The sequence below is a fragment of the Nocardioides sp. OK12 genome (assembly GCF_024341885.1).
Taxonomy (GTDB): Bacteria; Actinomycetota; Actinomycetes; order Propionibacteriales; family Nocardioidaceae; genus Nocardioides; species Nocardioides marinisabuli.
The window spans coordinates 590,719-612,606 of the sequence record NZ_BNET01000003.1; the positions used below are offsets into that span (position 1 = coordinate 590,719).

Sequence of the window (21,888 nt, forward strand, 5' to 3'; positions counted from 1 at the left end):
CTCAGACCCCCCTGAGCTGGTCGAACTGGTCGGCGACCGCCTGGTCGACCTCGCGGAAGTGCCGCTCGAGGACGCCCAGCAGCTGGCTCAGCCCCTCGCAGGCCTCGACCAGGTCGGCCAGCGCCTCGCGGGTCTGCTCGGTGGCCTGCTCGAAACCGCTCACGATGTCCTGCGACGGCAGGATCCTGCCCAGCGACCCCGGGTCGAGCCGGGCCTCCTGCCGGTCCTGCTCGATCCGGGTCGCGTACTCGGCGGCGTCGAGGTGTGCCTCGGACGCCTGCTCGAGCACGTGATACTGCGCGTAGAGCTCGCCGCTCATCGCACGTCGCTCCGCAGGGCGTCGATCTGCTCCTGGACCCCGGCCACGTCGGCGTCGGACGTGGTGCCGCGCAGCAGCGCGTCGAGCTGGTCCGGCGGGACGACCTGCCCGACGATCGCCCGCAGCTCCTGTGAGGCGCTCACGGTGGCGCTCGCGACGGCCTGCATGATCGCGGCGGCCAGCTCGGTCCCAGTCAGCTCGAGGGCCTCGTCGCTGATCATCAGCTCGGTCGGCATCCCGGCCGGGGTCACCCTCACCCGCACGCCCCCGTCGGCGGCCTCGGCCCGGCCCGACACCCCCGCGAGCTGGCGCTGCATCTCCGCGATCTCCTGGAGGCGTCGCAGGCTGCTCGCCCGCGCCTGCTCGACCCGGTCGTCCGGACCAGACGTCATCTGCTCGCCCTTCCTCGGCGCGACGGGCAGGTTCCCGTCCGGTCGGTTCTCTACCCGGGAGCGGACCCGCCAAACGCGCCGCGTCCGCGGCCGCTGATTGCCCGCGAGGCGCGGCGCCGCCGTACGATCGACGGCGCAGAGGGTTCAACGCGCGCTTGGAGGTGGGTTCGGCGCGTCGCTGTGACGCACCCGAAAGGCACCACCCCGTGACCCCCCTGTCCTCCTACCGGCGGCTGATCGACCTCGCCGGCCCCACCTACGTCCTGGTGGCGTTCCTCGGCCGCCTGCCCCTGGCGATGAGCCAGCTCGGCACGCTGCTGCTCGTCTCGACCGCGTCCGGCAGCTACGGCCTCGGCGGCCTCTCGGCCGGCGCCCTGGCCGTGGCCAACGCTCTCGGCGCCCCGGCCGCCGGTTCGCTGGCCGACCGCATCGGGCAGCGCCCGGTCGTGCTCGTCCAGTCGCTGCTGGGCGCCGCCGGCCTCGTGCTCCTGGTGGCGGCGGTCGGCGCCGACGCCGGTGACGCGGCCGTCGTGGCCATCGCGGCCGCGACGGGTCTGGCGATGCCCCAGGTCGGCCCGCTCGCCCGGGTGCGCTGGCGCCCGATGACCGAGGGCACCGGCCCGCAGCAGCGCCGCCTCGTCGACGCCGCCTTCTCGTACGAGGGCGCGGCCGACGAGGCCTCGTTCGCGCTCGGCCCCGCCCTCATCGGCCTGGCCGCGGTGCTGGTCTCCCCCAGCGGCGGCCTGGTCCTGGCCGCGGCCCTGCTCGCCGTCTTCGGCACCGCCTTCGCCCTCGACGGCTCCGCCCGGCTGGTCCCCCGCCACGACCACGCGGCGCACCCCGGCCGCCTGGTCAGCCTCGTCTTCGTGGTGCTGGCCGCCGCCCAGCTGCTGGTCGGGGTGCTCTTCGGCGCCACCCAGACCGGCGCGACGGTGCTGGCCACCGAGGCCGGGCAGCCCGGGGTCGCCGGCCTCGTGCACGCCACGCTCGGCGTCGGCAGCGCGGTCGCCGGCATCGCGACGGCGTACCTGCCCGAGCGGATCGGCCACGAGCGGCGCGCCCTGGTCGCCGCGCTGGCGCTGGCCACGCTCAGCTGGCCGCTGCTGCTGGTCGAGAGCCTGCTCGGGGCCACCGCGGTCGTGCTGGTGCTGGGCTGCGCGGTGGCGCCGTACATGATCGCGGTCTTCTCGCTGGCCGAGCGGGTGGTGCCGCTGCCGCGCGTGGGCGCCGCGATGACGACGCTGGCCAGCGCCACCGGCATCGGCTACGCGCTGGGCTCGTCGGTGGCCGGCCGGCTCGCCGACGTGCACGGCTCGACGGCCGCCTTCGCGGTCACGGTCACCACGACCCTGCTCGCCACCGTGCTGATGGCCACCCAGCAGCGGCGGTTGCGCACGGCCGTCAGCGACAGCCAGGAGCGGGAGCCCCTCGCCAGCGACCTCGTGTAGGTGCCATCCTCGGAGGATGCGGGTCGAGCAGGCCACCCCCGAGCAGTACGAGGCGCTCATCGCGCTCGGTGTCGCGCGCAACCGCCACCTCACCGGCTCCGACGCCGGCTGGCAGCTGATGGTGCCGGAGACCTGGCCGGGCCTGGTGGCCCTGCAGGCGGTGCGCGGCGACGGCACCACGCTCGGCTACGGCTGGATCACCCGCGGCACCCACCTGCCCCCGGGCTGGGCGGTCGAGTGGCTGACCGTGGCCGAGGGCGCGGAGGGCTGCGGGGTCGGCTCGGCGCTGCACCGGGCGCTCTCGAGCCGCACCCCCGCGGGCACGACCCTGATGACCAGCCGGGTCTTCGACGACGAGCCCCGCTCCCTCGCGGTGGCCCGGCACTGGGGCTACGAGGTCGAGGAGCTCTCGATCGAGTCGGCGCTGCCGCTGGTCGACCTGCCCGAGCCACTGCCGCCGTCCGGGGTCGCGCTGGAGGCCTGCGACGACCTGCGGGTGCCCGACCAGGCCGCCTTCGACGCCATGCTGCGCGCCAGCCAGACCAACCCGGAGGCCGTCCGCGGCGGGCGCTACGTCACCGCCGCCTCGCTGCTCTCCTCGAGCCAGGGGGCCCGCTCGGTCGGGGTGCTGGCCCGGGTCGACGGGCGCCCCGCGGCCATCGCCCAGGGCACCGTCGTCGGCGAGGACTTCTTCATCGCCTACACCGGCGTCGACCCGGTCCACCGCGGCCGGGGGCTGGCGCTGATGGTCAAGATGGAGATCCACCGCCGCGCGGCCGCGGCCGGCGCCACGCTCTGCCTGACGGAGAACGAGGAGCACAACCGCGGCATCCGGGCCGTCAACGCGGCCCTGGGCTACGAGGTCCGCCACGGCACCTACCGGCTGCGGCGGACCCTGCCGTGACCCGGCGGTGGCTCAGGCCGCCTGGGCGAGCTTGCGGGCCTGCTGCTGCAGCCGGGCCTGGGCGGCGCGGCGCACCTTGGGGCCCTTGGTCGTCATGCCGTAGAGCAGCTTGAGCTGGCTGGGCAGGTTCTTGGCGTTGGTGGTGGCCATCCAGCCGTTGGGCAGGGAGAGCCGCACGACCTTGTGCCAGGCCGAGTAGACCTGCGCCGGCAGCGGCGCCTCGTGGTAGTTCAGGCCGTACTTGTCGAACAGCGCCTTCACCTTGGGTGCGACCTCCGCGTAGCGGTTGGAGGGCAGGTCGGGGAAGAGGTGGTGCTCGATCTGGTGCGAGAGGTTGCCGGTCATCACGTGCATCGCCTTGGAGCCGGAGATGTTGGCCGAGCCCAGCATCTGGCGCACGTACCACTGGCCGCGGGTCTCCTTCTCCGGGATCGCCTTCTTCTCGAAGGTCTCGACGCCCTCGGGGAAGTGGCCGCACATGATCACCGAGTGCGTCCACAGGTTGCGCACGAGGTTGGCGGTGGCGTTGGCGGCCAGGGTCGGCAGGAACGAGCCGGTCGGGATCGACAGGGCCGGGTGCACGACGTAGTCCTTGGTCGCCTGCTTGCGGATCTTGCCCAGGGTGCCCTTGACGTTGGCCTTGAAGGCCTCGCTGCGCTTGTGCTTGGGGGTGCGCAGGTTCTTGCCGAGCTCGAGGTCGTAGGCGGCGATGCCGTACTCGAAGAAGCAGGCGTTGATGAAGTTCCACAGCGGCTGCGCGAGGTACATCGGCACCCAGCGCTGGTCCTCGTCGACGCGCATGATGCCGTAGCCGAGGTCGTTGTCCTTGCCCACGATGTTCGTGTACGTGTGGTGGACCTCGTTGTGGCTGTGCTTCCACGCCTCCGACGGGGTCGCGTTGTCCCACTCCCAGGTGCTGGAGTGGATCTTGGGGTCGCGCATCCAGTCCCACTGGCCGTGCATGATGTTGTGGCCGATCTCCATGTTGTCGAGGATCTTGGCCACGCTCAGCCCGAGGGTGCCCAGCACCCAGGCCGGCGGGAAGACGCTGGCCAGCAGCACCGCGCGCGAGCCGAGCTCGAGCTTGCGCTGCACGTCGATGACCTTGCGGATGTACGCCGCGTCGTCGGCGCCGCGGGAGTCGATGACCTCCTGGCGGATCGCGTCGAGCTCGGCGCCGATCTGCTCGATGTCGGCGTCGCTGAGGTGGGCGATCGGGTTCTCGGGCTTGCGGGTGATGGCAGTCATGGGGGTCTCCTCGCGTCGAGCGGTACGGGTGGTCGAGCGGGTCAGTGGTCGATGGAGCAGGCGCCGGCCGCGGCGCTCACGCAGGTCTGGACGAGGACGCCTCGCGGGTCGGTCTCGCCGGGCACGGCGGTGGTGACCTCGCCGTTGCGCAGGTCGCGCACCGAGCCCTCCTTCAGCGGCAGCACGCAGCCCATGCAGATGCCCATCCGGCAGCCGCTGGGCATCAGGACGCCGGCCTCCTCGGCCGCGTCGAGGATCGGGGTGGCGCCGTCGGCCTCGACGACCGTGCCGCCCTGGGAGAAGGTGACCGCGCCGCCCTCGCCGGCCTCGACGCGAGCGGTGCGGAACTGCTCGACGAACAGGTCGATCCCGGCGGCGCGGTGGTGCTCCTCGAGCGCGTCGAGCAGACCGGCGGGGCCGCAGGCGAAGGTGCGTCGCTCGGCCAGGTCGGGCACCAGGTCGTCGAGGTCGGCGACGTCGAGCACGCCGTGGGTGTCGTCGTAGCGCGCCACGAGCCGGATCGCGCCGGCCTCGTCGAGCGCCGCGAGGTCGTCGCGGAAGATCGAGCTCGGCTCGGTCGGGGCGACGTGGACGACCACGATGTCGAGGTCGTCGCTGCGTCGCAGGCGCAGCACGCCGGTGTCGGTGGCCGGGAACAGGTTGCGCAGCATCCCGATCACCGGCGTGATGCCGGAGCCGGCGGTGACGAACAGCAGCTTGGTCGGCTGGCCCACGGCGGTCTCGGGCAGCACGAACTCGCCCGCGGCCTGCTCGAGGTGCACGGTGGTGCCGACCGTGGCGCGGTGCACCAGGAAGTCGCTGACCTTGCCGTCGGGCACGGCCTTGACGGTGATCGAGATCAGCCCGTCGCGGCGCGGGCCGTGGGTCAGGGAGTAGGCGCGCCAGTGGCGCACCCCGTCGACGTCGATGCCGATGCGCAGGTACTGCCCGGGCACGTGGCCGGCCCAGTCGGCGCCGGGCTTGATCTCGATGGTGGCCGCGTCGGCGGTCTCGGGGCGCACCGCGACGATCCGGCCGCGCAGCGGGGCGCCGCGGCGCAGCGGGTGGAAGACGTCGAGGACGTCGTCGACGTCGAGGGGGGTGACGGCGGCCTCGGCCACGCGCCGGGCCTGCCGGCGCAGGGCAGCCGACCACGACGGACGGCCGCTGGTGGCGGGAGCACGGAAGGCAACGCTGGTCATGACTCCACACTGCTGGACGAGGGCGCTAAAGTCCTGTGCAGACGACGCAGACTTCTGCCTCCCTTTTGTTCGGAGCGAACAACATGGCTCGACGCATCCCCCGGCGCATCGCCGGCCACGGGCTCCAGCTGCCCGCCCGGGCGGTCACCGAGATGCGCGCCGACCTGGCCTCGGTCGCCGACCGGGTCGTGGCAGCGATCATCGCCGAGGTGCCGTCGTACGACGACGCGCTGACCGGGTCGATGGGCGAGAACATCCGCAACGCGGTGCAGCTGGCACTGGGTGGCTTCCTGTCGCTGGCCAGCGGCCGGCGCGGCGCCGACCCCCGCACCCCCACCGCCCCCTCGGTCGAGGGCGCCTACCAGCTGGGCCGCGGCGAGGCCCGCAGCGGACGCAGCACCGACGCGCTGCTGTCGGCCTACCGGATCGGCGCCCGGGTGTCGTGGCGCGAGATGTCGGCGACCGCGGTGCGCGCCGGCATGGACGCGCCGACCCTGGGTGCCTTCGCCGAGCTGGTCTTCGCCTACATCGACGAGCTGTCGGCGGCCAGCGTGGCCGGGCACGCCGACGAGCTGGCCACCACCGGCCGGGTGCGCCAGCGCCTGCTGGAGAAGCTCGCGCGCCAGCTGCTGGCCGGGGCGCCCGCCGAGAGCGTGGCCGAGACCGCCGCCCGCGCCGAGTGGGAGCCGCCGACCACCCTGACCGCCGTGGTGATGCCCGACTCGCAGGTGCGCCCGGTGCTGGTCTCGCTGCCCGGCGCCACGATCGCGGTGGCCGACGCCCCCGAGGTCGAGGAGGGCGGGCTGCTGCTGGTGCCCGACGCGCACGGCCGGGCCCGCGGGGCGCTGCTGCGCACGCTCGAGGGCCGCGACGCCGTGGCCGGCCCGCCGCGCCCCTGGCTGGAGGTCCGCGCCTCCCTCGACCGGGCCCGGCGGGCCCGGGCGCTGGGGCTGGGCCCCGACACCGAGAAGCACCTGCCGGCGCTGGTGCTGGCCGCCGACGCCGACGCCCGCGCCGACCTGCGCGAGGCGGTGCTTGCACCGCTGGCCGACCTGCGCCCGGCCACCGCCGAGAAGCTGACCGAGACGCTGCGCTCGTGGCTGCTGCACCAGGGCCGCCGCGACGAGGTCGCCGCCGAGCTCTTCGTGCACCCCCAGACCGTGCGCTACCGGATGGGCCAGCTGCGCGAGCTCTTCGGCGACGACCTCGAGGACCCCGAGACGGTGCTGGCGCTGGTGGTCGCGCTGGGCTGAGGGGGTGTGGGCGGGCGCCGTACGGTGGCCGCCATGACCTCTCGTCTCACCCGGGCGCTCGCCGCCGGTGCCACCGCCGCCCTGCTGTCCGGCGGCCTCCTCGCCTGCGGCGACGACCAGGAGCAGGAGGCGGCGCCCGCACCGACGCCCTCGAGCGACGAGGAGCGCGGCGAGCAGGGCAGCCGGCAGGGTGCGCGCGGGAGCGACTACCCGTCGTACGTCGCCCTCGGCGACTCCTACACCTCGGCGCCGTTCGTCCCCGAGACCGACCGCGACGACGGGTGCCTGCGCTCGAGCGGCAACTACCCCAGTCTCGTGGCCGCCGAGCTCGGCAGCGAGCTCACCGACGTCAGCTGCGCCGGCGCCCAGACGCTGTCGCTGGTCGGGGTGCAGCGCACCTTCGACGGCGAGAGCCGCCCCGCCCAGTTCGACGCGCTCGACGAGGACACCGACCTGGTCACCCTCGGCATCGGCGGCAACGACTTCGGGCTCTTCAGCACGCTGGCCTCGGGCGGGCTGGCGGTCGGCGAGGTGGAGGCCGACGACGTCGTCGGCGACATCACCGAGCAGCTCGACCAGGTGAGCGACCGGGTCACGTCGGCGCTGGCCGGCGTGGCCGACCGGGCACCCGACGCGCGGGTGATCCTGGTGGGCTACCCGCGGCTCGTGCCGGCGCAGGGCACCTGCTCCGCGCTGCCGCTCGACGACGAGGCGCTGCCGGTGGCACGCACCCTCAACCGCGGGCTGGCCGACGCGCTCGAGAACGCCGCTGAGCGCGCCGAGGTCGAGTACGTCGACCTCTACGCGCTGAGCCAGGGCCACGACATCTGCTCCGACGACCCGTGGGTCAACGGCCAGGAGAACGACCCTGAGCGGGCGCTGGCCTTCCACCCCTTCGCCGCGGGGCAGGAGGCGGTCGCCGACGAGCTGCTGCGGCTGCTCTCTGAGCCCGTCCCGAACGCCTAGTCGAGGGTGGTGAACACCTCTCGGCCGGCCACCCAGGTCCCGGCCACCTGCATGTCGCGCAGCTGACGGGCCTGTTCCTCGGCGGAGCCGTGGGGCAGCGGGTCGGCGTCGAGCAGCACCAGGTCGCCGCGGCTGCCGGCGCGCACGGTGGGCTGGTCGTCGACGGAGGCGGAGAGCACCTCCTGGGGGGTCAGCGCGTGCTCGCCGTGCCAGGCCTCGCGCTCGTCGCCGCTGCGGTGCACCGCGGCGGCCATCGCCAGCCACGGGTCGAGCGGGGAGACCGGGGCGTCGGAGCCCATCGCGAGCCGCACCCCGTCCTCGAGCATCCAGCGGAAGGCGAAGCAGCGCTCGGAGCGCTCGCCCCAGATCCGCTCGGTCAGGTCGCGGTCGTCGAGCAGGTGCGCCGGCTGCACGCTGGCCCGGATGCCTAGGCGCGCCATCTCGCGGACGTCGGCACGGTTGACCATCTGGGCGTGCTCGATCGAGCCGCGCGCGCCGGTCTCGGCGTACGACGCGAGCGCCTCGGCGACGGCCGCGTCGCCGATGGCGTGGGTGGCGACCTCGAGCCCGGCGGCGTGCGCGGTGCGCAGCAGGTCGCGCAGCTCGGCGCCGGAGAGGTTGGGCTGGCCGGAGGGGTACTCGAGGCGGTGCGCGTCGCCGTACGGCTCGCAGCACCAGGCGGTGCGGGTGTTGAGGGAGCCGTCGCTGATGATCTTGAGCGGGCCCATGGTCAGGCGCGGGTCGACGGGGCCGGCGCCGAGCAGGTCGAGGCGCAGCGGGTCGCCGCTGCGCAGCCCGTGGGCGAGGACCGGGTCGAGGCCCTCGGCGTACGTCGCCATCCGCACGCGCAGCACGTCGCAGCCCTCGACCCAGCGCTCGGCCCACTCGGCGGCGCCGCCGCTGAACTCGAAGTCGACGAGCCCGGCCACGCCCATGGACGCGGCGTGGTCGAGGGTGCGGCGGTAGGCCTCGGGGGAGGTGCCGTCGTTGCCGACGAGGCTGGCCAGGCGCGGGTAGGCGGCGAACCACTCGGCCTCGCGCACGACCGAGTCGCGCACCGGCATCGCGAGGAAGAGCAGGGCCACGGTGTTGAGCCAGGCGTGGTGGCCGTCGCCGGAGATCAGCACGACGGGGGTCTCGCCGGTGACGGCGTCGAGCTCGTGCACGGTGACGTCGCGGTCCCAGCCGGCGGAGCGGTGGCCCCAGCCGATGACGGGCAGGTCGGGGTACTCCGCGACACGCTCGGCGACCATCGCCAGCGCGGCCTCGGGGCTGCGGGCGCCGCCGAGGTCGAGGCGGCCCGAGCTCAGCGTCCACTGGGCGAGGTGCACGTGCTGGTCCCAGAGGCCGGGGATGACCCAGCGGCCGTCGGCCTGGACCTCGCGCAGACCGTCGGGTCGCTCGAGGCTCTCGCCCACGGCCGTGACGGTGCCGTCGGTGACCAGGACGTCGACGGGCTCGTGGGGCACGACGTCGCCCGCGTGCACCGGGACCAGGCGCGCGTGGCGGATGATCAGGCTGCTCATGGCGCAACGGTAGGGCCGGGACGCCCGTCACACCGACGTGCCCCCGAGGGTTTACCGTGAGCGCGTGAGCGTGCGCGGACTCGGGTCGGCCACCGCCTTGGTGGTGCTGCTCGCCCTGACGGGCGGGGTGGCGGGGTACGCCGTCGCGCGCGCCGACCGCGAGACGCCGGCCCCGCTGGGCGAGGTGCGGCCGATGGTGGCCGTCGACCCGGCGTACCCGACGGACCGGCCGGTGCTGGTGCGCGAGGACCGCGACGACCCGGCCCTGGCCCGCGACCTGCCACTGCGGCGGGTCGAGCTGGGCATGGCGCCCTTCACGGTGTCGGTGTCGGTGCCGAAGGGGTGGGTGCGCAGCGACTCGGCGGGCGGCGAGTGGCGCTTCTACCCGCCGCCGGGGCCGGACGACGCGAAGAACCTCTACTTCCTGCGGGTGCGCCAGGTCGCCAACCTCTTCCAGAGCGTGCCGGCGGCGCGGGCTGCTCGGGTGGGGGCGCTGGCGACGGCCTCTGAGGTGCAGGAGCTCGAGGTCGTCGAGGAGACCTACGACGGGCTGGAGGTCACCTACGTCGCAGAGGGCTTCCGGCGGCACTCGCTGGAGCGGTGGCTGACGACGCCGGGCACCGGTGAGACGGCGCAGTACTACCTGGGCATGATCGGGCGCGGGGTCGACCGCGACGCGATGGTGGAGCTGCTGGACCGGATCGCGGGGAGCGCCCGGGTCGGGTAGTCCGCCAGGCTCAGGCGGCGTGGTCGATGCGGCGGGTGCCGGTGTGGTCGACGAGGTAGAGAGCGCCGTAGGGGTCGAGCCACACGAACACGCCGGGGTAGGGCTGCTTGACCCGCATGTGCCCGTGGGTCTTGACGCGGTGGTGGAGGGTGGTCATCGGCCCGTAGTTCCCGACCTCGCTCGAGCCACCGGCGTCCCCGGGTGCCCAGGGGTCGGTGTGGTCGACCTGCATGCTGTTGCTGGTGCAGGAGGAGAAGGGGAACACGTCGGCCGGCGAGATCACCCGCACGGCCCGCCTATGTCGCGCCGGGATCTCGTAGGCGTCGACCGGCACCTGACCCAACGGGTCCAGCACCGGGCGGATCGTGAACCGCGCGTGGGGTCCGAGGACGTCGCGGACCCATTCGCGGGTCACCGGGCCGTGGCCCTCCACGCGCCCGATCGGCGGCAGCGGTTCGCCAGCATCGGCGATCGAGCGGCCGTCGAGGTGGACCACGATCTCGGCGCGGGGCGCCAGGGACCGGATGTCCAGGCCCTCGGGGGCGGTGTCGGGGTTGGCGAGCATCAGCACCGCCAGCACGCGGCGCTCATCAGCGCTCACCGCGGTGGGGGTCTGGTCGGGCTGCTCCTCACCCACCGGCTGGTGCAGGACGTCGGCGGCGTGGGGGTCGTCGGGGAGCTGTTCCCGCAGCCGCTCGGCGAGGGTGCTGATGGCGGTGTCGAGCTGCTCGATGACGGGGATGGGGGCGCGGATCAGGAACGAGGCCATCCCGTGCTCAGGTGTGCCGACCTTCTTCGCGAACGTCGCCCGCCGGGCACGTTCCTCCTTCTCCCGCGCCAGCTCCGGTGCCGCAGCCGCGACCTTCCCGACCACGAGTGCCTCGAACCGGGTCCAGGTGATCCGACCGTCCGCGGATTCGGCGACCTCCGCATCGACCCAGCCGGCCTCGAGGGCGTCGAGCTCGCGGGTCTTGGTCGCCACGAACCGGGCGTAGGAGGCACGGACCTCCCCGGCCAGCACCCGCCCCCACAGCACCGGGTGGCGGTCCTGCAGGTCCTGCGCGTCAGCGATCAACGCCGCGGCCGCATAGGTGCTGCGCCCGATCCGCGCCCCCAACAGCGACGCCGCGAACTCGCTCACCGGCCGCGTGCCGCACCACCGAGCTGCTTGGCCTGCTCCCGCCCCGGCCTCGACACCTCAACAGGGTCCAGCGTGCGGTCCGGGTCGTTGAGCACCGCCCACCGATACGCCACCACCAGCATCTGCACCTCCGCCTGCTGCGCGGTGGTCGCGAGCGCGGCAGCAGTGTCGAGGACAGCGTCCTCCGACATCTCCCCCACCACCGGCTTCCCGAGCATGCACCCACTCAATCACCCGCCACCGACACTGTGGTCGGGCGCGAACTCGCACTGTGTAGAACAGCGAGGAGTACAGCAATCCGCCGCCACTCGGCGTGACGGCACCCCTTAGTCGCACCAGTCGCAACGCCCCGTAGCGGGGAGCACGACGTTGCAGCACGGGCGAGGACCGGTGCGAGCGCACGCCTGACTAATTGGAACTGTGAGTCGTCTCGTCAGCGGACAGCCTCTATGCCATGCGCCATCTCTAACGACGTAGACGAGCTCGGGGTGCCCTACTTCCCCAGGGTCGGCAGCCCCGCGGAGGCAGCCCTCACGGAGGTGGGCCGGTCCCGTGAGGGCAGCCCTCGGCCCGTTCGATATCTCGCCCACTGAGCGTCAACCACGCCGGCGAGCTGGATTCTGAACCGGCCCATGCTCCGGTCCCGAAGTTGGGCCAACGACTCGATCTCGTACCGGGCACGCTTGAAGTCTTTGGCGTACAGGAAGCCGTCGATCCGCTCAAGCGCTCGGAACACCTTGTCGGCGTTGTTCTGCCTAGCCTTCGCGCCCATGTCCTCAGGGGGAGTCACGTAGGAGGTATCGGTCGCGCCGAAGGTCATCTTTACCCGACCTCACCGACCGGGGTCATCTTCTCGGGCGCGCCGCCGCCACAGCGAGGGTCGCCCGCATTCGTGCGAGTAACAGCACCGACAGCTAGACCACTGCCCGCCATCACCTTGACTCCAAGCGGCGGCGCGAAGCTTGCCCTAGCCTTCGCGCCGACACATCCACTCGATCGAAGGGTTTCCGTGGAAAGCGCAGCACAGGCAGAGCGGTCAGGCACTCGACACCTCCTGCCGAAGATTGTGGCAGGCGTGCTCATGTTGGCGTTGGCCGCAATTGCGGGGACGTGGTACTTCCAGGTCAAGGTTCCCCACGACGAGGTCGTTGCGGCTTTCGAGGAGGCCGCCCAGCAGTACGAGGGCGCCGTGTCTGAACTGGAAGCCCGGAACGCTGAACTTGGCGTAGCCATCTCAGACCTCCAGAAGACGATCGATTCTGAGCAGCCGCCCCTCAACTCGAAGTTGCTCGTGAAAGCTGGCGCAACAATCGGGGAGGTCCAGGGCGACATCGCGACGGCACCGCCTATCCCTCCAATGCCAGAAAGCACCGAGAAGATCCGCCACGAATTGGATCGACTGCCAGCGCTAGTCACGGACGTCGACGCCCTAGGCAACTATGAGGAGCAGATCTCACGACTGGCAGATTCGAAGGCCGCTATCGAGGCGAGCATCCGACAGATGCAGCAGATTACGAATCCCAGCGAACAATTTGTCATCCAGCGGATCGGGAGCCTACAAGGTATTGCGGGCGTCCAAGCCGTCACGGAAGGAAACGATCCGAACGGCAATCTCAACAAGCAGGGCGGTTACACGGCAACGGTCTACTTCTCGTCGACCCTGGTCAACCAGGCAAGCGTTTTCGGCCGCGACATTGTTGACAAGGGCACCGAGGGCGGCGGTGCCATCGAGGTTTATCGCAATGTGAAGGACGCAAAGGCCCGCAACAGTTACTTGGCGAGTTTTGACGGCGGACCCATTTCCTCGGGCTCGCACAAGGTTGTCGGGACCGTCGTTGTCCGAACTTCAGACAAGCTGACCGCTTCCCAGCAGGACGCGCTTGAGAACAGCCTTCGGAAGGCGCTTATCAAACTCATTTGAGGCAGGCGTCAAGGGTACTTACTCGGGCCCGCCAGATGCCTCTTCTGTCACGCAACCGGACGAGTCATTCGTGCTCCATGCGGCTCGAAAGCGCAGCTTGCGTGCTGTTGGCGTCCTCGCCGCTCGGGCGCGGCAGGCAAGTGCGTATACCGCCGCCTGTCGGCGACATGCGATCAGTGCTCGGCCGAAGCCTCGTCGGATGTCTTGGGTCCGGTGTAGCCAATCGCATTGAGATGCTGCTCGAGCACCTCGTACAACGCATCGCCTTCACGCGTGATGAGGTGGCGCGGCGAGCCGTCGGGACGTCGCACGCGGTAATGAATTTTGCTGGTCTCGCCACGATGGCGCCATGCGACTTCGAGGAGGGGCTGCGGCAGCTTGGGCATGAAACGGATGATGCCATCGAGAGAAAGTCCGCGGTGCTGCGCGGCGTGATCGCGCGAGTCCGCTAGCTGGTCGGTGTGCATTGGCTTCGACATTCCGCCGCTAGGCGGGGTACCGAGTGTGGCGGCCCGTGATCGCGAGCCACGAGTCGAAGTTGCGAAGCTTCCGCGCTGAGCGGTCGCCATCGCCCCAACGAACGACCGCGTCGAGCACGTATGTGAGGTAGTCGTCCGCGAAGTCCTGCCACTTGAAGTCCGGATCTGCCAATGGGTAGGCCGCCATCTCAGGTCGAATGTCCGCGACCGCAACACCCCCAAACACTTCGCCCACGGCGGCGCGAACGCTTTGACCGACGTGACGCCAATCGGTGGGCAGGCGATGTCCTTGCCGATCGAACGCCTCGGACCAAGCAATGACCGCAGAGCCGACTTCACCTTGCGCCAGTTCGACGCGACCCCACCTCCGAGACATGCTGCGCAGGTCTCGGAGAGGCGCGCACAAGTCGGCAGCTGCCTCGCGCCCGATCGATCGAGTCTCGGCGGCGCGCGAAGCCCGACCTGACAATCGATAACCGGCATAGCTACCCACCAACCCCGAAAGCAGACCCGGCAGTACTGCGGTCAAGAAGTCCATGAGCAGAGAATGCACCGAACCGCCGACACCGAGGAGGCGCCGCACGTCGCGTCCAGCCTGCCTCTGTCCGCCGCCTCTTGTCGCTCAGCCAGACCCTGGCCCCCGGACTCGCGCAGAGATGGTCCATACTCCTTCCGTGCCGCGCTCATCAGAGACCGGCTCTGCGGACGTGGTGTAGTTGCAGCGCGCTTCCCTTCCAGGGAAGAGGTCGAGGTTCAAATCCTCGCGTCCGCTCCATTCTTCTCGATGGCCCGGGGCTCACTGCAGGTTCGCGTGCCGCCGGTGCATCTCCTCGCGAGTCGCCGGGTCGCCCCCGTCGATCGCCAGCACCGCCGCGTCGAGCGTGAGCAGCGCAGCCTGCTCGAAGAGGCTGCCGCCGAACTGTGCCGATGCCGAGACCGGTACGTCGAGCGTGACGTCGGCCAGGCTGCGCAGCGGGCTCGGCCCGGTCGTGGTCACCAGCGCGACGGCGGCACCGACCCCACGGGCGGTCTCAGCGTGGTGCCGGCTTACCGCGGTCGTGCCCGAGGCAGAGAGCACCAGCAGCGCGTCCCCGGCGCTGATGGACGGGGCCGTCGCCTCGCCGACGACGTGGGCGCGGTGGCCCAGGTGCACCAGTCGCATCGCCGCCATCCGCGCCACCAGCCCCGACCGGCCTTGGCCGGTGCAGAACCACGTCCGGCCCGGCTCCCGCAGCTCGGCGACCAGTCGGTCGAAGGCGTCCTGGTCGACCTCGGCCAGGACCCCCGCGACCTCGTCGACGACATGACCGATGGCGCTCACGACGCCGGCCCTGCCAGGGCCCGGCCCGCGACGGCGTACCGGGCGCCGGCAGCCGAGATGCGCTCGAGTCCCTCGTCGGTCACGCCCCCGTCGACGCCGGCCGGCCAGCCGCGCCCGCGCGCGGACTCGACGAGCCGCAGCCTGCTGAGGTCGGCCAAGTGGCCGGGTTGGCCGGGTGGGGTCAGCATCACCAGCATTCCGTCGGCGTCGGCCTCCCGCAGCCGCGCGAGCGCCAGCGGTTCGTCGTGGACCGCCAACCAGACCTCGGGGGCCAGGTGGCGGCTGCGGCGTACGAGGTCGACGACGTCGTCGCGGCCGTCGCACTGCAGCGTCACCCTCGCGATGCCCCGCTCGGGCAGGGCGGCCAGGTCGCCTTCGAGGTCGTCGACCATCAGGTGCACGTCGAGCCGGACGTCGGGGAGGCCCGCCAGCTCGTGCACCTCGTCGAGGCCCACCCCGGCCTGGCCGCGGTAGGAGCCCTCGATGCGGTCGGCGTGCACCCAGTGGCCCTGCTCGGTCAGCGAGCGCGCGTGGCGCAGGCGCTCGGCGGCCGGGACGGCGATGACGCTGCCCGCCAGCGTGAGGTCGAGCGCCGCGGCGTGCACGAGCAGCGTCACGACCGGTCCCCTCCGCGCCACTCGGCGGCGGCGAGGTAGCGCGCGAACAGCTCCTCCGACGCGGCACCCGGCCGGGGCTCCGTGTCGGGCAACAGCTCCGCGGCCCGGGCGTCGCGCACGTCGCGTACGTCGTCGCCGTGCAGGCAGGCGGCCGCCTGCAGCGCGGCGCCGTCGGCCACCGCCTCGACCGAGGTCGACACGTGGACCGTGGCGCCGGTGGCGTCGGCGAGCAGCTGGCGGTAGGCCGCCGACCGGGCGCCGCCGCCGGTGACGATCACCCGGCCCGACGTGTCGGCGCCGGCCGCGGCCAGGGCGCCCGCGCCCCGCACGAGCCCGAAGAGGACCCCGTCGACCGCGGCGCGGGCGACCTGCTCGCGGGTGGTGCTGTTGGTGAGCCCGGCCAGGGTGCCGGTGGCGGCCGGCAGATCGGGCTTGCGCTCCCCGTCGAGGAAGGCAGCCAGGACCGGCGTACCGACCGGGTCGGCGGCCAGCGCGAGCCGGGCGAGCTCGTCGTGGTCGACCCCGAGCAGCCGCGCGAAGGTGTCGGTGACCTTGGCGGCGTTCAGCGTCGAGACCAGCGGCAGGTAGCCGCCGGTCGCGTCGGCGACCCCGTCGACGGTGCCGGTCTCGTCGTGGGTGGAGGTGGCGCTGGTGGTGAAGACGACGCCCGAGGTGCCCAGCACGTAGACCACGTCGGCCGGGCGGGTGCCGAGGCCCAGCGCGCTGGCGTGCTGGTCGCCCGCCCCGGGCCCGACGACGGTGTCGCGGCGCAGCCCCAGCGCGGCGGCCGCCGCGGCCGAGACCGTGCCGGCCGGGGTGGAGGGCCCGAGCACCGTGGGCAGCATCGGCGCCCAGTCGATGTCGGCGTCGACCAGGCCCAGCAGCTCGTGGTCGTAGCGGCCGCTGGCGGCGTTGAAGTAGCCGGTGCCGCTGGCCTCGGACCGGTCGGTCACGGCCTCGCCGGTCAGCCGGAAGGTCAACCAGTCGTGCGGCAGCAGCACCCGGGCGGTGCGCGCGAAGGCCTCCGGCTCGTGCTCGCGCAGCCACCCCAGCTTGGAGATCGTGAAGGCCGCCGTCGGCACCGAGCCCGTGCGCCGCGCCCACTCCCGCGTGGGCATCCGCTCCAGCAGCCGGCTCATCTGCGGGGCGGAGGTGGTGTCGTTCCACAGCTTGGCCGGGCGCACCACCGCGTCGTGGGCGTCGAGGGCCACCAGGCCGTGGCACTGGGCGGCGACGCTGATCGCGCGCACGTCGGCCGGGGTGGCCTCGGCGTCGGCGAGCGCGGCCGAGAGCGCCAGGCCGAGTGCCGACCACCACGTCTCCGGGTCCTGCTCGCTGACCGGCGGGTACGTCGGCGGGTGCGGCGCCGCGCCCCGCCCGACGACGGTGAGGTCGTCCTCGTCGTGGAGGACCACCTTGGTCGACTGCGTGGAGGAGTCCACGCCCGCGACGAGCCCCATCACTCGCCCCCGTCGAGGAAGCGCGCCGCGGTCGCCAGGGCGCCGTGCTCGACCAGCGAGGCGCGGGCCTCGAGGAAGGCCTCGCGGAAGCGGGGCTCGTCGACGAGGTCGCCGAAGAGGTGGCGCTGGGCCAGGAACCCGGTCGGGTCGTCGGCCTGGGCGGCCGCCGCCCGCGTCAGCTCGGCCGCGGCGCGGTCGAGCACCGGCAGCGGCCGCCCGTGGTCGTCGTGCCCCTCGCAGGCCCGGGCCCAGGCCGTGCAGGCCAGCGCCGAGGCGCGCAGCGGCCCGCCCCCGGCGAGGTTGTCGACCACGACGGGCAGCAGCCAGGCCGGCAGCCGGTCGCTGGAGTCGGTGCGGATGCGGTCGAGGGTGTCGGCGACGGCGGGGTTGCGCCAGCGGCCGAGCAGCGCGTCCTTGAAGGCGTCGAGGCCGGGCAGCGCCTCGAGCGTGGGCGCGGCCTCCTGGTCCAGGTACGCCGTCAGGTACGCCGCGACGCCGGGGTCGGCGGCCGCCTCGTGGGCGTAGCGGAACCCGGCCAGCACCCCCACGTGGCACAGCGCCTGGTGGCCGCCGTTGGCCAGCCGCAGCTTCATCCGCTCCCAGGGCCCGACGTCGGGCACGACGGTGACCCCGGCGTCCTCGAACGGGGGGCGGCCCGCCGCGAAGTCGTCCTCGAGCGCCCAGGCGACGTACGGCTCGGCGACCACCGGCCAGCCGTCCTCGACGCCGAGGGCCTCGGTGGTGGCGGCGCGGTCGGCGTCGCTGGTGACCGGGGTGATCCGGTCGACCATCGAGCTGGGGAAGCGCACGTGCTCGGCCACCCAGTCGCCGAGGTCGGGGTCGAGGTGGCGGGCGAAGGAGGTGACGGCCGCGCGGGCGACGGCGCCGTTGTGGGCGAGGTTGTCGCAGGACATCACGGTGAACGGGCCGGTGCCGCGCTCGCGACGCAGCGCCAGCGCCGCCACGACCAGCCCGAACGCAGTGAGCGGCGCGCCCTCCGCGGCGGGGTCGGCCTGGTAGCCGCCCTCGGAGATGGTCAGCGAGACGATCCGGGTCTCCGGCGAGGCCAGCCGCTCCACCACCCGCGCGGGGTCGTCGGGCGCGAAGAGGTAGTCGACGATGCTGCCGACCACCCGCGCCTCCCGCGAGCCGTCGGGGTGCTTGGTGACCAGGGTGTAGAGGCAGTCCTGCTCGGCCATCACCGCGGCCATCCGGCGGTCCTGTGCGAGGACGCCGACCCCGCAGATCGCGAAGTCGCGGGCCTTGCCCTCGCGCAGCAGCCGGTCGACCACCATCGCCTGGTGGGAGCGGTGGAACCCGCCGACGCCGAGGTGCACGATCCCCGTGACGAGCCCGGTGCGGTCGTAGTCGGGCACCGGGACTCCCCGGCTCACCGCGTCCAGCGTGGCGGTGCTCAAGGCTGCGCTCATGCGGCGACCCTAGGCCGATCCGCACAGGTGACCTAGGGTGCTCATCTGAGCGGACTGTGACTGTGCGGCGTCTCGCGGAGGACGGGGTGCGCTCAGATGAGCGGAGGAGCAGCGGTGGACGACGCGGACCTGCAGCACCGGGCGCTGCTCGCGGAGCTGGCGACGGCGTACCACCTCGACAACGTCTCGAAGGTGGACATCGCGAAGGCCTTCGGCATCAGCCGCTTCCGGGTGGCCCGGCTGCTCGACCAGGCTCGCGAGACCGGCGTGGTCACCATCGAGGTGCACGACCCGCGCCTGCCCCGCTCCACCCGCGAGCAGGCGCTGGCCGAGGCGCTCGGCATCGACACCGCGCACATCGTGGTGCTCGACGAGGACGCCGCCGACCTGCGCGCCGAGCAGTTCGGTGCGGCGGTGCTGACCGCGATGCGCGACCTCGCGCGGCCCGGGATGACGATCGGCATCTCCTGGTCGCGCACCCTCGACCGGGCCGCCCGGTTCCTCCCGGCCCTGCCGCCCTGCTCGTTGGTGCAGCTGACCGGGGCCTACGAGGTCGCCGGCCACGGCACGTTGAGCCGGATGCTGATGCAGCTCGACCGCCGCGCAGGGGTCGAGACCCACCCGCTCTACGCGCCCCTCGTGGTCGACCGGCGCGACACCGCCAAGGACGTACGCCGCCAGCCCGTGGTCGCTGACGCCCTCGCGCGGGCCGAGTCGCTCGACCTCGCCGTCGTCGCCGTCGGCGCGTGGCGGGAGGGCGAGTCGGCGGTGTGGGAGAAGGTGTCGCCCGACGTACGCCGCGCCTGCACCCAGGCCGGCGCGGTCGCGGAGATCGCCGGCACCTTCCTCGACGCCCGTGGCGCGGTGGTCTCGACGCCGCTCGACGGCCGGGTCATCGCCGTCGGCCTGCCGCAACTGCACGCTGCGCACCACGTGATGGGCTTCGCGCACGGGCCGAAGCGGGCCGCCGCCGTGCGCGCCGCCGCGGCGAGCGGGGCCTTCACCTCGATGGTCGTCGACTCGGCGCTGGCCGCCGCGCTGCTGGCGGAAGCTGGTCGGGGTGGAGCCCGGCGCACGTAACCTCGCCCCATGGACGCTGACAGGCTGCGGTGCGCCGAGCAGGCCCTCCGATCGGTCCCCGAGGACTACCGACAGGTGGACGGCACGGAGGTCGCGAGCCGCGAGCGGGGCCAGAGCCGGCACCGAGGGATGTACATCGGTTGGGTCTGGGGCCAGGACGGGCAGGGCCGGCACTTCCTCGACCTGCTCTCGGACCACCGCCACCCCGGCATGCTGGCGACCCGGTACTTCACCAGCGGGGACACCGAGCCGATCGAGGTCCCGGCCTCGATGCGTGCTGCGTCGGCCGATCCGGTGGAGGACGCTGAGCTCGAGCGGAGGTACTTCGCGAGGAACAGGGCTGCCTACGCGGACCTGCGCGAGCGCGGCCTCCTGCCCCCCGAGCCCGGCGCCAGCCCCACCAGCAGCGAGCCCTCCTACTGACGAGCGACGCGCCGCATCATGAGTGAGAGCCCAGGTCAGGCGGTGGGGAGATCCCGGCCATCTCGGCGCGCGTGGCGAGGACCTCACGGATCACCTCTCGGCACACCTGGCGGGCGTCGTGGGCGTCGACGAAGGCTGAGGCGGGCAGCTTGATGGCCAGGTCGCCGGACTTCTTGCGCGAGACCTTCTTCGTGGACCTGTCCGCGACCTCCAGGTAGTTGAAGGGCCCCCGGACCTCGTCCTCGTACCGAGTCATCCACTCGCGCCACGCGGGCCGCTGCTGCAGCTCGTCCCATTCGGCGTCGAAGGTGTCCTCGATGCCCGCGGGAACGTGCTGGGACACCCAGGCGACGTTGATGCCGGAGTTGATCCATGCCTGCTCGCTCATCAGCACCTGGGCATGCCCGGCGGGCACTCACCCATCCCTTCCTTGCACGTCGTCGCGGCGGGTTCTCACGGCTTAGCGTGCCCTCGTTGAGGTCGTCACACCTTCCCGCGCAGGATCCGCGTGAAGTAGGTCAGCGGCAGGCCGTACCGGTCGGCGTACCAGGTCAGCACCCGTGGCTTGGTCAGGTCGGGGAACGGCACGGTGGGTGAGGGCTGCCCGTCGCGGTCGACCTCGACGAGCATCAGCCGGCGCCGCGAGGTCGTGATCGGCATGACGGTGTAGCCGTCGTAGTGCTGGGGCGGCTCGCTGCCGTCGGTGGTGATGTTGTGCGAGAGCACCGCGACCTGCTTGCGCAGGCCGCCGCCGGAGGGTCGGGTGCCGAGGTCGGCGACGTCGCCGAGCGACCAGACCGCCGGGTGGCGGCGGTGGCGCATCGTCTGCGGGTCGACGTCGACGAGACCCGCGGCGGTCGCGCCGGCCAGGTCGCTCTCGGCGACCCAGCGCGGCGCGCGGTAGTGCGGCACGACGTGGGCGTGGGCGACGTCGTCGAGCTCGACGTCGCCGGTGGGCGTGGTCACCGTGACCCGCCGGTCGGCGAGGCCGGCGACGCGGGCCTCGCGGTGCACCTCGACGCCGTACGACGCGAGCACCCGCTCGAGGCGCGCGTCGGGGCCGGGCAGGCCCAGGGGCGTGGCGCCGGGGAGCACCAGGTGCACCTCGACGTCGTCGAGCACGCCGCGTCGGCGCCAGTGGTCGCAGGCCATGAACAGCGGCTTCAGCGCGGTCGCACCGCACGGCGCCGGCTCGGGCGGCATCGTGAAGACGACGCGGCCGTGGGTCAGGTCGCGCAACGCGGGCCAGACCCGCCGGGCCGTGTCGACGGTGAACGTCGAGCCGGCCCACCCGGCCGTCTGCGCCTCCCGCAGGCCGGGGGTGGCGGCCCAGTCCTCCTCGAGGCCGGGGCAGACGACCAGCGTCGTGCAGCCGACCTCGCGGCCGCCGGCCAGCCGCACGGACGGGGCGGCCGGGTCGACGCTGACGACCTGGCCCTCGATCCACGTGGCGCCCTGCGGCATCACCTTCGCCGCGGGTCGCTCCAGCGCCGACATGCTCGCCTCGCCGGAGCCCACGTAGTTGAGCAGCGGGCGGTAGCGGTGCGTCGGCTGCGACTCCACCACCGCGACGTCCTCGGCGCCGTCGCGCAGCAGCCGCGCGGCCAGCGAGACTCCGGCGTTGCCGCCGCCGATGACGAGGACCTCGTGGTGCTCCATCTCGCCAACGTAGCCGCGTCGACTACACCCCTCGGGCCTCCTCGGGCGCCTGGGTCAGCCCGTGGGGTCGCGCGGCGCCGGCGGCTGGCTGCCGAGGCTGTCCTCGTCGGGCATCAGGATCCACAGCACCGGGTAGATGAGGAACTGGCTGCCCGGCACCACCATCAGGATCAGGACGAACAGCAGCCGGGCGACCCACGGCCCGAGGCCGAAGCGGCGTCCGAGACCGGCGCAGACACCTCCCAGGACCCTGCTGTCGCGGGGCCGGACGAGGCCTTGGTTGCCGAGGCTGGCACGGATGTCGGTCATGGGGTCCTCCCAGTGGTGCGGTTGATGACTCCAGCATGCGCCGGCGTCGGCCTGCGGACCATC

25 protein-coding genes and 1 tRNA gene are annotated in these 21,888 nt (G+C 72.9%); 9 read left to right on the forward strand and 17 right to left on the reverse strand.

Annotated elements, in window-relative coordinates; all coding sequences use genetic code 11:
* Position 1: 1 nt before the first annotated feature.
* Both OCU29_RS10295 and OCU29_RS10300 read right to left on the reverse strand, forming a co-directional pair.
* The gene (locus OCU29_RS10295) at positions 2 to 319 is read right to left on the reverse strand and encodes a hypothetical protein (RefSeq protein WP_261819839.1); all 318 of its coding nucleotides are present in this window, start codon (positions 317 to 319) and stop codon (positions 2 to 4) included.
* The gene (locus OCU29_RS10300) at positions 316 to 711 is read right to left on the reverse strand and encodes a YbaB/EbfC family nucleoid-associated protein (protein ID WP_261819840.1); all 396 of its coding nucleotides are present in this window, start codon (positions 709 to 711) and stop codon (positions 316 to 318) included. Before OCU29_RS10300 ends, OCU29_RS10295 begins: the two co-directional genes overlap by 4 nt.
* A 206-nt stretch (positions 712 to 917) precedes the next feature.
* On the opposite strand from OCU29_RS10300, the gene OCU29_RS10305 reads away from it, so the two are divergent.
* Both OCU29_RS10305 and OCU29_RS10310 read left to right on the forward strand, forming a co-directional pair.
* Positions 918 to 2,159, forward strand: coding sequence for an MFS transporter (locus tag OCU29_RS10305; RefSeq protein ID WP_261819841.1), 1,242 nt, complete (start codon positions 918 to 920; stop codon positions 2,157 to 2,159).
* Positions 2,160 to 2,175: 16 nt separating this feature from the next.
* On the forward strand, positions 2,176 to 3,063 hold the full coding sequence (locus OCU29_RS10310) for a hypothetical protein (RefSeq protein ID WP_179614640.1): 888 nt from the start codon (positions 2,176 to 2,178) through the stop codon (positions 3,061 to 3,063).
* A gap of 12 nt (positions 3,064 to 3,075) precedes the next feature.
* On the opposite strand, the gene OCU29_RS10315 is transcribed toward OCU29_RS10310, so the two are convergent.
* Complete coding sequence (locus OCU29_RS10315) at positions 3,076 to 4,311, reverse strand: acyl-CoA desaturase (RefSeq protein WP_261819842.1); 1,236 nt, start codon at positions 4,309 to 4,311, stop codon at positions 3,076 to 3,078.
* Between the two features lie 41 nt (positions 4,312 to 4,352).
* Entirely contained in the window at positions 4,353 to 5,513 is a 1,161-nt protein-coding gene (locus OCU29_RS10320) for a ferredoxin reductase (protein ID WP_261819843.1), read from the reverse strand.
* 83 nt (positions 5,514 to 5,596) lie between these two features.
* On the opposite strand from OCU29_RS10320, the gene OCU29_RS10325 reads away from it, so the two are divergent.
* Positions 5,597 to 6,766: a CdaR family transcriptional regulator gene (locus OCU29_RS10325; protein ID WP_261819844.1), complete on the forward strand. Its 1,170-nt coding sequence runs from the start codon at positions 5,597 to 5,599 to the stop codon at positions 6,764 to 6,766.
* A gap of 33 nt (positions 6,767 to 6,799) precedes the next feature.
* Positions 6,800 to 7,732, forward strand: coding sequence for an SGNH/GDSL hydrolase family protein (locus tag OCU29_RS10330; protein WP_261819845.1), 933 nt, complete (start codon positions 6,800 to 6,802; stop codon positions 7,730 to 7,732).
* Here OCU29_RS10330 and OCU29_RS10335 read toward each other — a convergent pair.
* Positions 7,729 to 9,258: an amidohydrolase gene (locus tag OCU29_RS10335; protein ID WP_179614646.1), complete on the reverse strand. Its 1,530-nt coding sequence runs from the start codon at positions 9,256 to 9,258 to the stop codon at positions 7,729 to 7,731. The genes OCU29_RS10330 and OCU29_RS10335 overlap by 4 nt on opposite strands.
* Before the next feature lie 64 nt (positions 9,259 to 9,322).
* Here OCU29_RS10335 and OCU29_RS10340 point away from each other — a divergent pair, with 64 nt between their 5' ends.
* On the forward strand, positions 9,323 to 9,985 hold the full coding sequence (locus OCU29_RS10340; protein ID WP_261819846.1) for a hypothetical protein: 663 nt from the start codon (positions 9,323 to 9,325) through the stop codon (positions 9,983 to 9,985).
* A 10-nt stretch (positions 9,986 to 9,995) separates the two neighbouring features.
* Here the strand turns inward: OCU29_RS10340 and OCU29_RS10345 are convergent, their stop codons facing one another.
* The 3 genes from OCU29_RS10345 to OCU29_RS10355 all read right to left on the reverse strand — a co-directional run bounded on the left by OCU29_RS10345 (position 9,996) and on the right by OCU29_RS10355 (position 11,946).
* Complete coding sequence (locus OCU29_RS10345; protein ID WP_261819847.1) at positions 9,996 to 11,126, reverse strand: DUF222 domain-containing protein; 1,131 nt, start codon at positions 11,124 to 11,126, stop codon at positions 9,996 to 9,998.
* Positions 11,123 to 11,344 carry a hypothetical protein gene (locus OCU29_RS10350; protein WP_261819848.1) on the reverse strand — a complete coding sequence of 74 codons (222 nt, stop codon included), beginning with the start codon at positions 11,342 to 11,344 and terminating at the stop codon, positions 11,123 to 11,125. The genes OCU29_RS10345 and OCU29_RS10350 overlap by 4 nt, the downstream gene beginning before the upstream one ends.
* 275 nt (positions 11,345 to 11,619) lie before the next feature.
* A complete protein-coding gene (locus OCU29_RS10355) occupies positions 11,620 to 11,946 on the reverse strand; it encodes a hypothetical protein (protein WP_261819849.1) in 327 nt (108 codons plus the stop codon).
* A 189-nt stretch (positions 11,947 to 12,135) separates the two neighbouring features.
* Here OCU29_RS10355 and OCU29_RS10360 point away from each other — a divergent pair, with 189 nt between their 5' ends.
* On the forward strand, positions 12,136 to 13,047 hold the full coding sequence (locus OCU29_RS10360; RefSeq protein ID WP_261819850.1) for a hypothetical protein: 912 nt from the start codon (positions 12,136 to 12,138) through the stop codon (positions 13,045 to 13,047).
* Between the two features lie 173 nt (positions 13,048 to 13,220).
* Here the strand turns inward: OCU29_RS10360 and OCU29_RS10365 are convergent, their stop codons facing one another.
* Together OCU29_RS10365 and OCU29_RS10370 are read right to left on the reverse strand one after the other, a co-directional pair.
* Entirely contained in the window at positions 13,221 to 13,433 is a 213-nt protein-coding gene (locus OCU29_RS10365; RefSeq protein WP_261819851.1) for a hypothetical protein, read from the reverse strand.
* Between the two features lie 100 nt (positions 13,434 to 13,533).
* The gene (locus tag OCU29_RS10370; protein ID WP_261819852.1) at positions 13,534 to 14,064 is read right to left on the reverse strand and encodes a hypothetical protein; all 531 of its coding nucleotides are present in this window, start codon (positions 14,062 to 14,064) and stop codon (positions 13,534 to 13,536) included.
* Between the two features lie 163 nt (positions 14,065 to 14,227).
* Here OCU29_RS10370 and OCU29_RS10375 point away from each other — a divergent pair.
* Positions 14,228 to 14,301: transfer RNA gene (locus tag OCU29_RS10375), tRNA-Gly, on the forward strand.
* 21 nt (positions 14,302 to 14,322) lie between these two features.
* Here OCU29_RS10375 and hxlB read toward each other — a convergent pair.
* Genes hxlB through OCU29_RS10395 form a run of 4 tightly spaced genes read right to left on the reverse strand, consistent with a single transcriptional unit; the run spans position 14,323 to position 18,354 of the window.
* On the reverse strand, positions 14,323 to 14,847 hold the full coding sequence (gene hxlB, locus OCU29_RS10380; protein ID WP_261819853.1) for a 6-phospho-3-hexuloisomerase: 525 nt from the start codon (positions 14,845 to 14,847) through the stop codon (positions 14,323 to 14,325).
* Entirely contained in the window at positions 14,844 to 15,464 is a 621-nt protein-coding gene (locus OCU29_RS10385; RefSeq protein ID WP_261819854.1) for a hypothetical protein, read from the reverse strand. Before OCU29_RS10385 ends, hxlB begins: the two co-directional genes overlap by 4 nt.
* Positions 15,461 to 16,924, reverse strand: a complete 1,464-nt coding sequence (xylB, locus tag OCU29_RS10390; RefSeq protein ID WP_261819855.1) for a xylulokinase — start codon at positions 16,922 to 16,924, stop codon at positions 15,461 to 15,463. The genes OCU29_RS10385 and xylB overlap by 4 nt, the downstream gene beginning before the upstream one ends.
* The gene (locus tag OCU29_RS10395) at positions 16,924 to 18,354 is read right to left on the reverse strand and encodes a mannitol dehydrogenase family protein (RefSeq protein ID WP_261819856.1); all 1,431 of its coding nucleotides are present in this window, start codon (positions 18,352 to 18,354) and stop codon (positions 16,924 to 16,926) included. The genes xylB and OCU29_RS10395 overlap by 1 nt, the downstream gene beginning before the upstream one ends.
* 114 nt (positions 18,355 to 18,468) lie before the next feature.
* Between OCU29_RS10395 and OCU29_RS10400 the strand changes: the two genes are divergently transcribed.
* Together OCU29_RS10400 and OCU29_RS10405 are read left to right on the forward strand one after the other, a co-directional pair.
* Positions 18,469 to 19,434, forward strand: a complete 966-nt coding sequence (locus OCU29_RS10400) for a sugar-binding transcriptional regulator (protein WP_261819857.1) — start codon at positions 18,469 to 18,471, stop codon at positions 19,432 to 19,434.
* A 9-nt stretch (positions 19,435 to 19,443) separates the two neighbouring features.
* Positions 19,444 to 19,857 carry a hypothetical protein gene (locus tag OCU29_RS10405; protein WP_261819858.1) on the forward strand — a complete coding sequence of 138 codons (414 nt, stop codon included), beginning with the start codon at positions 19,444 to 19,446 and terminating at the stop codon, positions 19,855 to 19,857.
* 16 nt (positions 19,858 to 19,873) lie between these two features.
* On the opposite strand, the gene OCU29_RS10410 is transcribed toward OCU29_RS10405, so the two are convergent.
* The 3 genes from OCU29_RS10410 to OCU29_RS10420 all read right to left on the reverse strand — a co-directional run bounded on the left by OCU29_RS10410 (position 19,874) and on the right by OCU29_RS10420 (position 21,825).
* The gene (locus OCU29_RS10410) at positions 19,874 to 20,272 is read right to left on the reverse strand and encodes a hypothetical protein (RefSeq protein WP_261819859.1); all 399 of its coding nucleotides are present in this window, start codon (positions 20,270 to 20,272) and stop codon (positions 19,874 to 19,876) included.
* 68 nt (positions 20,273 to 20,340) lie between these two features.
* Positions 20,341 to 21,516 carry an NAD(P)/FAD-dependent oxidoreductase gene (locus OCU29_RS10415; RefSeq protein ID WP_261819860.1) on the reverse strand — a complete coding sequence of 392 codons (1,176 nt, stop codon included), beginning with the start codon at positions 21,514 to 21,516 and terminating at the stop codon, positions 20,341 to 20,343.
* 54 nt (positions 21,517 to 21,570) lie between these two features.
* Positions 21,571 to 21,825: a PspC domain-containing protein gene (locus OCU29_RS10420; protein WP_179614656.1), complete on the reverse strand. Its 255-nt coding sequence runs from the start codon at positions 21,823 to 21,825 to the stop codon at positions 21,571 to 21,573.
* Positions 21,826 to 21,888: the final 63 nt, after the last annotated feature.

Bases quoted from the DNA above. Each gene is read 5' to 3' on its own strand.
- OCU29_RS10295 (WP_261819839.1), bottom strand. From the start codon at position 319: ATGAGCGGCGAGCTCTACGCGCAGTATCACGTGCTCGAGCAGGCGTCC.
- OCU29_RS10300 (WP_261819840.1), bottom strand. From the start codon at position 711: ATGACGTCTGGTCCGGACGACCGGGTCGAGCAGGCGCGGGCGAGCAGC.
- OCU29_RS10310 (WP_179614640.1), top strand. From the start codon at position 2,176: ATGCGGGTCGAGCAGGCCACCCCCGAGCAGTACGAGGCGCTCATCGCG.
- OCU29_RS10315 (WP_261819842.1), bottom strand. From the start codon at position 4,311: ATGACTGCCATCACCCGCAAGCCCGAGAACCCGATCGCCCACCTCAGC.
- OCU29_RS10320 (WP_261819843.1), bottom strand. From the start codon at position 5,513: ATGACCAGCGTTGCCTTCCGTGCTCCCGCCACCAGCGGCCGTCCGTCG.
- OCU29_RS10325 (WP_261819844.1), top strand. From the start codon at position 5,597: ATGGCTCGACGCATCCCCCGGCGCATCGCCGGCCACGGGCTCCAGCTG.
- OCU29_RS10330 (WP_261819845.1), top strand. From the start codon at position 6,800: ATGACCTCTCGTCTCACCCGGGCGCTCGCCGCCGGTGCCACCGCCGCC.
- OCU29_RS10335 (WP_179614646.1), bottom strand. From the start codon at position 9,258: ATGAGCAGCCTGATCATCCGCCACGCGCGCCTGGTCCCGGTGCACGCG.
- OCU29_RS10350 (WP_261819848.1), bottom strand. From the start codon at position 11,344: ATGCTCGGGAAGCCGGTGGTGGGGGAGATGTCGGAGGACGCTGTCCTC.
- OCU29_RS10355 (WP_261819849.1), bottom strand. From the start codon at position 11,946: ATGACCTTCGGCGCGACCGATACCTCCTACGTGACTCCCCCTGAGGAC.
- OCU29_RS10365 (WP_261819851.1), bottom strand. From the start codon at position 13,433: ATGCCCAAGCTGCCGCAGCCCCTCCTCGAAGTCGCATGGCGCCATCGT.
- OCU29_RS10370 (WP_261819852.1), bottom strand. From the start codon at position 14,064: ATGGACTTCTTGACCGCAGTACTGCCGGGTCTGCTTTCGGGGTTGGTG.
- xylB (WP_261819855.1), bottom strand. From the start codon at position 16,924: ATGGGGCTCGTCGCGGGCGTGGACTCCTCCACGCAGTCGACCAAGGTG.
- OCU29_RS10395 (WP_261819856.1), bottom strand. From the start codon at position 18,354: ATGAGCGCAGCCTTGAGCACCGCCACGCTGGACGCGGTGAGCCGGGGA.
- OCU29_RS10405 (WP_261819858.1), top strand. From the start codon at position 19,444: ATGGACGCTGACAGGCTGCGGTGCGCCGAGCAGGCCCTCCGATCGGTC.
- OCU29_RS10415 (WP_261819860.1), bottom strand. From the start codon at position 21,516: ATGGAGCACCACGAGGTCCTCGTCATCGGCGGCGGCAACGCCGGAGTC.
- OCU29_RS10420 (WP_179614656.1), bottom strand. From the start codon at position 21,825: ATGACCGACATCCGTGCCAGCCTCGGCAACCAAGGCCTCGTCCGGCCC.